Raw genomic sequence first — 11856 nt, 5'->3', positions numbered from 1 at the left:
CTTTGATGGTGGCGACACGCTGCGGGAACGGTGTGGCCTGGAAGAAACTTTCATCCGGCGTTGGCCCCGGCGTCACGGCCGCTCCCGGCCGGGACGGGCCCCTCGGCGTGCCGGGCGCACAGCATGCTGGGAAATACTGTGCCCTCACGACACACCTACGGCATGGGAGCCGATGTGCACGGTCCGGACCAGGAGTTCCTCGCGCTCGAACGCGAGCTGGCCGTCTTTCTGCGACGGGCCAGGGCCTCGTCCGGTGAGATGGCCCGCGAGGTCCACCCCGATCTCGAACCGGCGGCATACGGACTGCTGGTGCGCCTGGACGAGGCGGGCCCGCAGCGGGCCACCGAACTCGCCGGGTTCTTCGGCGTGGGCAAGGCGACGATGAGCCGCCAGCTGCACGCCCTGGAGGACCTGGGCCTGGTGGCCCGGGAGCCCGACCCGGCGGACGGCCGTGCCTCCCTGGTCCGCATCACGGCAGAGGGCACGACCCGGTTCGGCCGGGTGCGCGACGCCCGCCGCGAGAGCTACGTCCGCAAGCTGGCGGGCTGGGACCGAGCGGAAATCTCGGAACTGGCGAGGTTGCTGCACCAGCTGAACGCGGCGGCGGAGGGGTAGGGGGCCCTTCGGCACCCGGCGTCGCGAACAGGCGGCTACAGCTCCACCGCCACCACCGTCGCATCGTCATGGCGCTTGCTCCCTCGCAGGAACACCCGCTCCACGTCCCCCGTTTCCAGCTCCCGCACCCGCTCGACCAACCCCTCCGGCCCCGCCTTCCGGACCAGTGCGACGCAGTCCCCCCACGAGCCCTCGCCGAACTTCTCGACCCACCGGGTCGCCCCGTCCGTCAGGGCGAGGACGGAGCGCAGGGGGGCGAGCGGCTCGCGGCCGGTCACGGCGCGGGCGGCAACCGTCGGATCCGCCGCCGCAGTGAAGAAGCCGCCCTCCTTGTTGCGGACGAGGGAGTCGGCCACCGCGTCGCTGACCAGGGAGGAGCGCGGCACCCGGTCGAGCCGGTCGTCCAGGACCGCCCGCACCGTGCCGTCGGACGATTCGAGAAGCAGTGCCGAGTCCGACAGGACGAGGTACTCCAGCTCCGCCGAGTCCCAACGCGCCAGGACCACCGTCGCCTGAGGCGTACGCGGGTGAGAAAGGTCACACGTGTCGCGGTGGGCGTCGGCGGTGCGCCGAATGGATTCGGCCAGGATCTCGTCCAGCGTCATATCCCGTCGTGAAGCCGACAGTTCGGTCAGGGCGCCGCCGAGCCGCGCGGTGAACCAGGGCACGTCGTGCACGCAGTCGCCGTTGCCGGGCAGCGGCGTGACGCCGTCGAGGACGACGAGCAGGCCGCCCAGGCCCGAAGCGGGCATGGCGGTCGCCGCCCAGTCCTCGTTGGGGCGGGCGGGATCTCCGGGAACGGTGGCCAGGTGGATGCGCATACCCGCCAGTCTGCACGACGCCTTCACGCCACCTTCATGCCCTCCACAGGGCCACCGGACGGCCTGTCAATTGGCCTGTACCAGTGGGCGAATCGCACGAACCCGGGAGGAATGCTCCGCTCCGCCGAGCTGTGGGCGGGCATCCTGCCAAAGGCCGCGCGGAAGTTCCAACCGGGGCCCGCCACGAGCGGGGCCGGGCATTCCGCGGGAGTTGATGGTCAACTCCGAAGTGATGTTCACTCGTTCAGGTGGCCGAGCAGTGACTACTCGTCATGACCAGTCGTCACCTTGGCTTCCTTGGTGGACTGACTGGCAACACGAGTGAAGATTGAGAGCACCGGTGCAGAACAAGCGGCCTCGGGGCAACGACGGCACACGCGCAGCACGCACCGTACGGGTGCGGAGCCGCCTGGTCGTCTCCGTCGCCGTCGTCTCCCTCGTCGTGCTCGGAGCCGGTGCGCCCACCCTGTTCGCGGCCTCCGCGGACCTTAACGACTCCCAGCACCTGGTCACCCTCGCGCAGCTCGACCAGCAGACGGTCAGCCTCGCCCACGCGCTGGGCGACGAGCGGGACGGCGTCACGCAGTACGTCGCGGCCGGCCGGCCCAGTGGCAAGGACGCGGCGCTCAAGGAGCCCGCCGCCCGCGTCGACCGCCAGATCGACGAGCTCCGCGCCACCGCCCCCGCGGGCCTCGCGCGCGACCTCGCCACCGTGCCCGCCCTGCGCCGCACCGCGCTCACCGGCAAGGGCACGGCCCTGGAGGCGCAGAAGGCGTACTCGGACGTGATCGCCACGCTGCTCGCCGTCGCCGACGAGCTCGCCGACCGCACGCCGCCGCGCGCCGCCGAGGCCGTGCGGGCGCCGGGCGCGCTCGGGCGGGCCGTCGAGCAGGCCTCGGCCACCCGGGGGCTGCTGCTCGGCGCGCTCTCGGTGCCGCCCGGCCAGGCCTCCAAGGTGCTCGACCCGGTCACCGGCAGGTACGTACAGAAGGACGACGGCGACGCGGGCCGGGCGCGGGACGCGCTCAGCGCGGCCGCCCAGCAGGCGCACGTGCGCGAGCAGTCCGCGCTCGCCGACTTCGACCAGGCGGCGGGCGCCGACGCCCGCGACAAGGTCGCCACCACCGTCACCGGACCCGAGGTGGAGGCTGCCGACGGCTTCCTCACCCGCCTCACCGACCAGCCCCAGCTGAGCACCGCCGAGCGCAAGACCGACCCGGACGCGGTGAACGCCGCGCTGTCCGCCCGGATCGACCGGATGCGCGGCGCCGAGGCCGCCCTCGCCACCTCGCAGGTCAAACGGTTCGAGCAGCTGCGGGACGACGACGTCACCGCCCTGGAGATCCGCGTCGGCCTGATCGGCGCGCTGCTGCTGCTCGCCATCGGCGTCACCTCCGCCACCGCCCGCAGCCTGACCCGCCCGCTGTCCGTGCTGAGCCGCGGCTCCGCCCGCCTGGCCGAGGCGCCCGAGGCCGCGGAGCCGGTGCGCTTCACCGGCCGCAACGACGAGTTCGCCCAGGTCGTACGGAACCTCAACGAGCTGCACGACAAGTTCGCCGAGCAGTCCACGCGGGCCGGCGGGCTCGACGAGGACCTCGCCAAGCAGCGCGGTCGGCTCGCCCGGCTCGCCGCCGAGAAGGACGAACTCCGCGCCCAGGTACGGGAGTTGACCGAGCGCCTTGAGCGGGCCGAGGGCACCGTCAAGCACGCCTTCGTCAATCTGGGGCTGCGCAGCCTCGGTCTGATCGAGCGGCAGCTCGCCGTGATCGAGAGCCTGGAGGAGCGCGAGCAGGACCCGGACCAGCTCGCCGTCCTCTTCAAGCTCGACCACCTGGCCACCGTCATCCGCCGCCACGGCGAGAACCTCCTGGTCCTGGCCGGTACCGAGCACCACCACAACCACCCGGGCCCGGTCCCGCTCGTCGACGTCATGCGGGCCGCGGTCAGCGAGATCGAGCGGTACGAGCGCGTCGTCATCCAGGCCCTGCCGCCGCACGCCCAGGTCGCCGGATTCGCTGCCGACGACCTGAGCCACCTGGTCGCCGAGCTCCTGGAGAACGCCACCTCCTTCTCCCCGCCGGACGTCCAAGTGCAGCTCTCCGGCTGGCAGCTGGAGGGCGGCGAGATCATGCTCTCGGTCCAGGACGAGGGCATCGGCGTCCCCGCGGAGCGGCGCGCCGAGCTCAACCGGCGGCTCGACGACCCCGCGTCGTACGAACCCGGCGAGCCCGGCACCGAGGCGGGCGGGCTCGGCCTGCACGTCTCGGCGCTGCTCGCGCACCGGCACGGCGTGCGCATCGAGCTGCGGGAGCAGAAGCGGGGCGGCGTCGCGGCGGTCGTGGTGCTGCCCGAGGCGATCCTGCCGACCACCCCGCCGGCGGCCGCGCCGCACACGGTGCAGGGCGGCGCCCCGCGCTTCACGCTGCCCGGCGCGCTGGCCGAGGCCAACTCCAATGTGCTGCCGGAGCGTACGGAGCGCTCGGGCGAGGTGGCCAGGCCCGCCACGCCGGAGCCGGTCGAGCCCACAGAGACCGCCGAGCCCACAGAGCCCACAGAGCCCGCCGAGCCCGACGACGTCCCGCTCGACCAGCCGACCTTCGAGATGCGGCTCCCCGAGCCCCGGCCCGCCGAGGCCGAGCCCGAGGCCGAGGACGATCCGGAGCCGGGGCCCGAGCCGGAGCCCGCGCAGAAGGTCACCGACAAGGGCCTCCCCAAGCGCACCCCCAAGGTCGTGCAGGCCGGATCCGCCAAGACCCGGGAACGCAAGGGCGGCACCGACGCCGCCGAGGCGCTGCGGCGCAGGCTCGGCGGCTTCCAGCAGGGCGCGAACGAAGGCCGCCGCGACGTGGCGGCGGAGCTCGAAGAGACCGAACAGCAGGCAGACACGGACACGGGGGAGACAGTCGAGGAGGTACGCAGATGAGTGCGACCGGCACCGGGGCCGGCAGGCCCGGCAGCGGCGGGTCCGGAACCGGCACGATCGGCACGAGCACCGAGGCCCGCAATCTGCAGTGGCTGCTCGGCAATCTGGTCGAGGAGGTGCCAGGGCTCATCTCCGTCGCGGTCGTCTCCTCGGACGGGCTGCTGCTGCTCTCCTCCGACCCGGAGCAGCGCCAGGTCACCGTCGTCCGGCAGGGCCCGCGCGGCTCCAGCGCCGACCTCGCCACCATCGTCTCCGGCATCGGCAGCCTCACCGTCGGCGCCGCCCGCCTCATGGACGGCGGCAACGTCAAGCAGACGATGGTCGCCATGGAGGAGGGCAGCGTCTTCGTCATGGCCATCAGCGACGGCTCGCTGCTCGGCGTGCACGCTACCCCGGACTGCGACATGAGCGTGGTGGCGTACCACATGGCGCTCTTCGTGGGCCGTGCCGGACACGTCCTGACCCCCGAAGTCCGCAGCGAGCTGCGCCAGTCGATGGAGGCCGCCCAGTGATCCCGCCAGCCCCGAAGCTGCCGATACGCGGCGCCGACAGGAAACCCGCCCGGGTGCGCCCGTACTCGCTCACCGGCGGCCGCACCCGGTTCGGCCACGTCCTGCTCGTCGAGACGTTCGTCGCGGCGATCGAGGCGCCCCCGGAGCGCAAGGAGCTCGGCGGCGGCACGCACCGGGTCATGCCGGAGATGCTGGCCATCGTCGAGATCTGCCGCGCGATGCGTACGGTCGCCGAGATCTCCGCGCTCCTGAAGATGCCGCTCGGCGTGGTCCGGGTGCTGCTCAGCGACCTGGCCGACCAGGGAAGGATCCGTGTGTACGGGACCGGGCACGGCCCGGGTCAGCCGAACCGCGCACTGCTCGAAAGGGTGCTCAGTGGACTCCGCCGCCTCTGAACTCCTCGCCCCGGACGAGGAGTTGATGCCCTGGCAGCAGGACCGCAGCCGGGCCCCCATCGCGACGAAGGTCGTGGTCGCCGGCGGCTTCGGCGTGGGCAAGACCACCTTCGTATCGGCGGTCTCCGAGATCACACCGCTCCAGACCGAGGCGGTGATGACGCAGGCCAGCGAGGCCACGGACGACCTGTCGGCGACCCCGGACAAGGTGACCACCACCGTCGCCATGGACTTCGGCCGCGTCACCCTGGACGACGACCTCGTCCTGTACGTGTTCGGCACGCCCGGGCAGCAGCGGTTCTGGTTCATGTGGGACGACATCGTGCGCGGCGCGATCGGCGCGGTCGTGCTCGCCGACACCCGGCGCCTGTCGGACTGCTTCACCGCGCTCGACTACTTCGAGAGCTGCGGGCTCCCGTACATCGTGGCCGTGAACCACTTCGAGGGCACCGAGTCCTTCGAGGCCGAGGACGTGCGCGAGGCGCTCACCGTGCCGCCGCACATCCCGGTCGTGATCATGGACGCGCGCAGCAGGGTCTCGGTGATCGAGACCCTGCTCGGCCTGGTGTCCCACGCGCTGGAAGCCTGCCCCGAATAGACCCCGCCCCCCACGGCTCGCTACGCACTCAACGGAGAACGGTCCCGCATGCGGAGAATACTCATAGTCGGAGCCGGCCAGTCCGGTCTTCAGCTGGCCCTCGGACTGCAGGCGCAGGGGTACGAGGTCACCCTGATGTCGAACCGTACGGCGGACGAGATCCGGTCCGGCCGGGTCATGTCCACGCAGTGCATGTTCCGCACCGCGCTCCAGCACGAGCGCGACCTCGCGCTGAACTTCTGGGAGTCCCAGGCCCCGCGCATCGAGGGCATCGGCGTCTCGGTCGCGGCCCCGGATTCCACCCGCGCCATCGACTGGCTGGGCAGGCTGGACGGCTATGCGCAGTCCGTGGACCAGCGGGTCAAGATGGCCGGCTGGATGGAGACCTTCGCGCAGCGCGGCGGCCAGCTGGTCATCCACGGCGCCGCCGTCTCCGACCTGGACTTCTTCGCGCGCACCTACGACCTGGTCCTGGTCTCCGCGGGCAAGGGCGAGCTCGTCTCGATGTTCGGCCGTGACGCGTCGCGCTCCCCGTACGCCGAGCCGCAGCGCGCGCTCGCGGTCTCCTACGTGCACGGGCTCGGCCCGCGCCCGGAGCACCCCGACTCCGACGCGGTGCGCTGCAACCTGGTGCCGGGGGTGGGCGAGCTGTTCGTGATGCCGACCCTGACCACCTCGGGGCGCGCCGACATCCTGTTCTGGGAGGGCGTCCCCGGCGGCCCGCTGGACGTGTTCAACGGCGTGAAGGACCCGGCCGAGCACCTCGCGCTCACCCTGGAGCTGATGGAGAAGTTCCTGCCCTGGGAGTACGCGCGGGCCACCAACGTCGAACTGACCGACGCGGGAGCCACGCTGGCGGGCCGCTACGCGCCGACCGTACGCAACCCGATCGGCCGGCTGCCCGGCGGCGGCCTGGTGCTCGGCGTCGCCGACGTGGTCGTGGCCAACGACCCGATCACCGGCCAGGGCTCCAACTCGGCCTCCAAGTGCGCGGCTTCCTACCTCGCCTCGATCGTCGAGCACGGTGAGGCGGAGTTCGACGAGGCGTGGATGCAGGGCACCTTCGACCGCTACTGGGACACCGCCCAGCACGTGACGAAGTGGACCAACGCCATGCTCGGGGTGCCCCCGGAGCACGTCCTGAACCTGATCGGCGCGGCCGGTCAGCTCCAGGCGGCCGCCGACCGTTTCGCGAACGGCTTCAACGACCCCGCCGACTTCGAGAACTTCTTCTACGAACCGGAGAAGACGGCCGCCTACCTGGCCGAAGTGGCAGGCGCCCAGGCCTAACCGGACTCCTCCGAGTACCCCGTGTCCACCCCCTCCGTCGCTCCCTCGGGGAGCTTCGGGGGGTGGTACGAGGACATGGGGCCCGCCGCCGGGTCCGGGCGGACCGCGCCGAGCAGCGGGTTCGCGGCGATGGGGGAGACCTTGACGCGGGCGCCGGGCCGGGGCGCCTGCACCACCAGGCCGTCGCCCAGGTACATCGCCACATGGGTGGCCGTGGGGAAGTAGACGACCAGGTCACCCGGGCGCAGCGAGGTCAGCGGGACGTGCGGCAGCTCCGCCCACTGCTCCTGGCTGGTGCGGGGAATCTCGCGGCCCGCGTGCGCCCACGCCTGCGAGGTGAGCCCCGAGCAGTCGTAGGACTCCGGGCCCTCCGCGCCCCACACGTACGGTTTGCCGATCTGGTCGACGGCGTACGCGAGCGCCCGCTCGCCCTCGGACGATGGTGCGCGCGTGCCGCTCAGCGCGCCCGAGGCGAGCAGGTTCTGCTGAGCCTTGTCGGTGCCGAGCCGTTCGAGGCGGGTGAGCTCGGCGAGCTGCTCGGGGGAGAGGCCGGCGAGCAGCTTCTCCACCTCTTTGAGGCGGAGCTCCACGTCGTCCTTCGCCTGCTGTTGCCGCCGGGCGAGGGCCTGCTGCTCGTCGAGGGCCCGGCGCGAGGCCCGCGCGAGGTCGGCTGCCTGCTGTTCGCCGCGGGCGAGCCGGGCCAGCGCTGCCTGCCGCTCGCGCGCCGCGCGGTCCAGGACGTGCCGCTGATCGAGGGCGCTCTGCGGGTCCCGGGCCAGCAACAGCCTTACGTACGTGGAGAGTTCGCTGCGGCCCTGGTACTGCTCGCGGGCCAGCCTTCCCGCGTCGCGGCGGCTCCGGTCGAGCGCGGTGCGGGCCTTGGACAGCGAGGCGGCGAGCCTCTGCTCCTCGGCTTCACGGCGCTTCAGCTCGACGTCGGTGGTCTTGTACGCCTCGGTCGCCTCCTCCGTCTGCCGGTACAGCGTCTGGAGCTGGGCCAGCAGGGCCGGGGCCGAGGTCTCGGGGGGCTGCGCGGGCTGGACGGCCGAGGACTCGCCGGGCGGCTGGGGCGCGGCCACCGCGAGCGGACCCACCACCGCCGTCGCCAGAGTCACGGCGACGGCCACCGCGCACACCGAGCGCACGCGAGCTGACATGTGCTCACCTCCGGTCCGGAACCGGTCCGTCCGGCCCTACCGGATCGGATCGTGGCACGCACCGGCGCGACAATCCTGGTGGGAGAAGTGAACGGGGGTTTCGCCTCACTCGTGCGGCGGCAGCCCGGTGCGGGGGCTTGCGCCGCCGTCCTTCTTCGTCCACGGCCAGCGGCGCGGCTCGCGGCCCTCGGGCACGTAGACGTACTTCCAGCCGCGTGGCAGGCCGAGCCGCTTGGAGTGGGCGGCCGGCTCCAGGCGGTAGGCGTACACCGTCGCCGGTCCGCCGTCGGGATCCGGCACGGGCACCTCGTACCACTGCGGCGGCTTGCCGGTATGGCCGGTCAGTACCGGCAGGACGCGCCCGTCGAGGGGGCCGCCCACAAAGAGGGTGTTCTCGCTTCGCACCCCCCAAGTCTCACAGCAGGTGGGCCGCCTCGCTCACCACGGGTATCACCCGGCGGGCCAGGACGCCGGCCGGGCCCTCGGCCGGCTCGTGGGCCAGCGCCCCCCGCACCACGGCGGCGGTCTGCCCGTCGGTGGCGGCCGTGGCGGTGAGCAGCGCCACCAGGTGGTCCACCAGCCAGTCGCGCAGCTCGGGCAGCGGGGGCTGCTTGTCCTCGTCCAGCCAGATGAGCGATGCCGCCTCGACCGCCGCGATCCAGGTGCGCACCATCATCCGAAGGCGCGGGCCCGGCTTCCCCACCCTGAGGTGCACCAGGATCTGCTCGGCCGCGGCCCGCCGCACCTCGTCGACGATCGCCGTCGTACGCGACGTCTCGGCCATGCTGCCGCCCTGGAGCAGCGCCGAGAACCCGGCGTCGTGCTCGTCGACGAAGGCGAGGTAGCGGTCCAGGGCGCGGGTGAGGCGCTGGGTGAGCGGCCCGGTCTGCGCCTCGGCGAAGCACAACTCCAGCTCGTCGGCGGCCGACCTGAGGGCGGCCTCGTACAACTGCTGCTTGCCGCCCGGGAAGTAGCGGTAGACCAGCGGCCGCGAGACGCCGGCGGCCTCGGCCACGTCGTCGAGGGACACGTCCTCCGGCGCCCGGTGCGCGAACAGCGAGAGGGCCGCGCCGAGAAGCTGGGTGCGGCGCTCCTCGACGCTGAGCCTGCGGTACGCGGGGGTGGCGGCGGGTGAGCTCATACCAGCAGCGTAATCCCCGCGATCGAGGTTCAGGCCAGGAGTCCGGAGGACTTCCAGAGCCTTCGGCTCAGCCCGTTCATGCTGCATCCGATATGCGGCTCCGCCGCGTGGCAATGTCATCAGGCCAGCAGGCCCGAGCTCCTCCACAGCCGTCGGCTGAGCCCGTTCATGACCCCGATGTCGTCCAGGAATTCCGTCAGGCGGCCCGCGCCGCTCTGCATGACCTCGCGGCGGTGGCCGCTCGCCTTCACCTGGGCGACGGCCTCGCGGCGGTCCAGGCCGACGTTCTCGTACACCTGCGGGTTGACGAAGCAGGTGGCGAAGACGCGGGCCGCCTCGCCGCAGCTGATCCGGGTCAACTCCCGTTCCCAGCGCGGCGCGGACACCATCTGGCGGCGCAACTCCTCGCGGGCGTACCGGACATGGCGGGCCTCCTCGACCACGTGAATGCGGGTCACGCCGCGCACGATGGTCTGGACGCGCTCGTCCGGGAAGGTCAGGCGCTGCATCCAGTCCAGGATCTCCTCGCCGAGCAGGGTGGCCGCGAAGGAGCCCGGCGTGGTGGAGACGGTCTTCAGGACGCGGGCCAGGTTGTGGTAGACGCGCGGCACCCGGTACGTCGGCGCGCCGCCCTTCTTGATCATGCGGGCGAACATCATGGAGTGGCGGCACTCGTCGGCGATCTCGGTGAGCGCGTACCGGACGTGGTTGCTGGTCAGCGACTTGTCGTAGATGTGCCGCACGAGCAGCTGCATCAGGATGATCTCGAACCAGATGCCGAGCGAGGCGAGCGAGGCGGCCTCGTGGCGGGCCAGGTCCATGCGCTGTTCCTCGGACATCTTCCGCCACAGCGGTGTGTCGTACAGCGAGAGCAGCTCCGGCGGCCAGAACCACTTGCCGTCCTCGACGGGGGCGTCCCAGTCGAGCTCCTTGTCGGGGTCGAAGGAGTGCTTCGCGGACGATTCGAGCAGCCGCTCGGCGACCTGCTCGCGGTCCCTGAGCAGGCCGAGTGCGTCGCGGAGCGCATCGCGTTCGGTCATGGTCGTCATGGCTGGGGGCACCTCGTGGCTGGGTTACCTGCGGTCGCCTCTTATGAGACTGCTTGTCAGCAAGCTCGTCAATCCCTCGCGCGCCACTTGTTGACTGCGCGTCTACCACCGTGTGAACCTGCCAACTGCACAGCAGTGTGCAGAAGTTCGGCCGATGGACGACGACGTCCGCGAGGCGAAGGAGCCGCACGTGTCGACGCACGACCTCTATGTGACGGGCCCGCGAGAACCCCTCTGGCAGGTGCCGGCCTCCGGCGCCGCCCGCTTCAACTGGGACTACGACGACGGGCGCGACCGTCTGCTCGCCCTCTACCAGAAGGGCAAGGACAAGCAGTGGGACGGCGCCAAGCGCATCGACTGGGACCTGGAGGTCGACCCGTACGACCCGCTGGGCACCCCCGACGAGGCGATGACGCTGTACGGCACGCCGTACTGGGACAAGATGACCGACCGCAACAAGGGTGATCTGCGCCGGCACTACACGTCCTGGCAGTTCAGCCAGTTCCTGCACGGCGAGCAGGGTGCGATGGTGTGTGCCGCCCGCATCGTGGAGTCCGTCCCGGACCTGGACGCCAAGTTCTACTCCGCGACCCAGACCATGGACGAGGCCCGGCACGCCGAGATCTACGCCCGCTTCCTCCACACGAAGCTCGGCATGCTGTACCCGATCAACGACAACCTCCAGTCGCTGCTCGGCGACACCCTGCGCGACTCCCGCTGGGACATGCCCTACCTCGGCATGCAGGTCCTGATCGAGGGCCTGGCGCTCGCCGCGTTCGGCATGATCCGGGACACCACGACCAAGCCCCTGCCGAAGCAGATCCTGGCGTACGTCATGCAGGACGAGGCCCGCCACGTGGCCTTCGGCCGCATGGCCCTGCGCGACTACTACACCCAGCTCTCGGACGCCGAACTGCGCGAACGCGAGGAATTCGTCATCGAGGGCTGCTACTTGATGCGCGACCGGCTGCGCGGGGTCGAGGTCCTGGAGAACTTCGGCATCCCAAAGAAGGAGGCCGAGCAGCTGAGCGAGGAAAGCGAATTCCTGCACCTCTTTCGCAAACTCCTCTTCAGCCGCATCGTCCCCTGCGTGAAGGACATCGGCCTCTGGGGCGAACGCCTCCAGAAGGCCTACGTAGACATGGGCGTCTTCGACATGGGCGACTCCAACCTGGACCTCCTGATGACCCAGGACGAGGAAATCGCGGAACAACTGGACAAGGAGCGCTTCGAGGCGGAGGAGAAGGCGAGGGTGGCAGAGGTGGAGGGGGCGATCGGGGAGGGGGCCTCGTCCTGACGGCGGTCGGTGCCGGTCGCGCCGCCCCACGCGTCAACGGCGCGACCGACCGACACTC

At 71.6% G+C, this 11856-nt stretch carries 12 protein-coding genes; 7 read left to right on the top strand and 5 right to left on the bottom strand.

What is annotated here, in order from left to right:
- The first annotated feature begins 162 nt into the window (after nucleotides 1–162).
- Nucleotides 163–615: a MarR family winged helix-turn-helix transcriptional regulator gene (locus ACSHXC_RS12845; protein ID WP_189962872.1), complete on the top strand. Its 453-nt coding sequence runs from the start codon at nucleotides 163–165 to the stop codon at nucleotides 613–615.
- A 35-nt stretch (nucleotides 616–650) separates the two neighbouring features.
- On the opposite strand, the gene ACSHXC_RS12840 is transcribed toward ACSHXC_RS12845, so the two are convergent.
- Entirely contained in the window at nucleotides 651–1436 is a 786-nt protein-coding gene (locus ACSHXC_RS12840) for a hypothetical protein (protein WP_438291710.1), read from the bottom strand.
- Between the two features lie 340 nt (nucleotides 1437–1776).
- Between ACSHXC_RS12840 and ACSHXC_RS12835 the strand changes: the two genes are divergently transcribed.
- From ACSHXC_RS12835 to ACSHXC_RS12815, 5 genes are read left to right on the top strand one after another with little or no spacing between them, the layout of a single operon-like run.
- The gene (locus tag ACSHXC_RS12835) at nucleotides 1777–4359 is read left to right on the top strand and encodes a nitrate- and nitrite sensing domain-containing protein (protein ID WP_438291709.1); all 2583 of its coding nucleotides are present in this window, start codon (nucleotides 1777–1779) and stop codon (nucleotides 4357–4359) included.
- A complete protein-coding gene (locus ACSHXC_RS12830; protein ID WP_438291708.1) occupies nucleotides 4356–4871 on the top strand; it encodes a roadblock/LC7 domain-containing protein in 516 nt (171 codons plus the stop codon). Before ACSHXC_RS12835 ends, ACSHXC_RS12830 begins: the two co-directional genes overlap by 4 nt.
- Nucleotides 4868–5266, top strand: coding sequence for a DUF742 domain-containing protein (locus ACSHXC_RS12825; RefSeq protein ID WP_438291707.1), 399 nt, complete (start codon nucleotides 4868–4870; stop codon nucleotides 5264–5266). The genes ACSHXC_RS12830 and ACSHXC_RS12825 overlap by 4 nt, the downstream gene beginning before the upstream one ends.
- Nucleotides 5247–5864: a GTP-binding protein gene (locus ACSHXC_RS12820; RefSeq protein ID WP_438291706.1), complete on the top strand. Its 618-nt coding sequence runs from the start codon at nucleotides 5247–5249 to the stop codon at nucleotides 5862–5864. The genes ACSHXC_RS12825 and ACSHXC_RS12820 overlap by 20 nt, the downstream gene beginning before the upstream one ends.
- A gap of 48 nt (nucleotides 5865–5912) precedes the next feature.
- Nucleotides 5913–7154, top strand: a complete 1242-nt coding sequence (locus ACSHXC_RS12815; protein WP_438291705.1) for a styrene monooxygenase/indole monooxygenase family protein — start codon at nucleotides 5913–5915, stop codon at nucleotides 7152–7154.
- On the opposite strand, the gene ACSHXC_RS12810 is transcribed toward ACSHXC_RS12815, so the two are convergent.
- The 4 genes from ACSHXC_RS12810 to ACSHXC_RS12795 all read right to left on the bottom strand — a co-directional run bounded on the left by ACSHXC_RS12810 (nucleotide 7151) and on the right by ACSHXC_RS12795 (nucleotide 10501).
- Entirely contained in the window at nucleotides 7151–8311 is a 1161-nt protein-coding gene (locus ACSHXC_RS12810) for an NlpC/P60 family protein (RefSeq protein ID WP_438291704.1), read from the bottom strand. The two genes, ACSHXC_RS12815 and ACSHXC_RS12810, sit on opposite strands and share 4 nt — an antisense overlap.
- Nucleotides 8312–8416: 105 nt before the next feature.
- Complete coding sequence (locus ACSHXC_RS12805) at nucleotides 8417–8716, bottom strand: hypothetical protein (RefSeq protein ID WP_438291703.1); 300 nt, start codon at nucleotides 8714–8716, stop codon at nucleotides 8417–8419.
- Between the two features lie 10 nt (nucleotides 8717–8726).
- Complete coding sequence (locus tag ACSHXC_RS12800) at nucleotides 8727–9452, bottom strand: TetR/AcrR family transcriptional regulator (protein ID WP_438291701.1); 726 nt, start codon at nucleotides 9450–9452, stop codon at nucleotides 8727–8729.
- Between the two features lie 119 nt (nucleotides 9453–9571).
- A complete protein-coding gene (locus ACSHXC_RS12795) occupies nucleotides 9572–10501 on the bottom strand; it encodes an AurF N-oxygenase family protein (RefSeq protein ID WP_438291700.1) in 930 nt (309 codons plus the stop codon).
- 190 nt (nucleotides 10502–10691) lie between these two features.
- Between ACSHXC_RS12795 and ACSHXC_RS12790 the strand changes: the two genes are divergently transcribed.
- Nucleotides 10692–11798: a ferritin-like domain-containing protein gene (locus ACSHXC_RS12790; RefSeq protein ID WP_438296549.1), complete on the top strand. Its 1107-nt coding sequence runs from the start codon at nucleotides 10692–10694 to the stop codon at nucleotides 11796–11798.
- Nucleotides 11799–11856 lie beyond the last annotated feature (58 nt).

The sequence above is a fragment of the Streptomyces sp. HUAS TT7 genome, assembly GCF_051550175.1.
Taxonomy (GTDB): domain Bacteria; phylum Actinomycetota; class Actinomycetes; order Streptomycetales; family Streptomycetaceae; genus Streptomyces.
This window is presented reverse-complemented; position numbering and strand designations above follow the sequence as displayed.

Excerpts from the sequence above, each read along its gene's own strand:
- ACSHXC_RS12845 (WP_189962872.1), top strand. The coding sequence starts at position 163 with ATGGGAGCCGATGTGCACGGTCCGGACCAGGAGTTCCTCGCGCTCGAA.
- ACSHXC_RS12840 (WP_438291710.1), bottom strand. The coding sequence starts at position 1,436 with ATGCGCATCCACCTGGCCACCGTTCCCGGAGATCCCGCCCGCCCCAAC.
- ACSHXC_RS12830 (WP_438291708.1), top strand. The coding sequence starts at position 4,356 with ATGAGTGCGACCGGCACCGGGGCCGGCAGGCCCGGCAGCGGCGGGTCC.
- ACSHXC_RS12815 (WP_438291705.1), top strand. The coding sequence starts at position 5,913 with ATGCGGAGAATACTCATAGTCGGAGCCGGCCAGTCCGGTCTTCAGCTG.
- ACSHXC_RS12810 (WP_438291704.1), bottom strand. The coding sequence starts at position 8,311 with ATGTCAGCTCGCGTGCGCTCGGTGTGCGCGGTGGCCGTCGCCGTGACT.
- ACSHXC_RS12800 (WP_438291701.1), bottom strand. The coding sequence starts at position 9,452 with ATGAGCTCACCCGCCGCCACCCCCGCGTACCGCAGGCTCAGCGTCGAG.
- ACSHXC_RS12795 (WP_438291700.1), bottom strand. The coding sequence starts at position 10,501 with ATGACGACCATGACCGAACGCGATGCGCTCCGCGACGCACTCGGCCTG.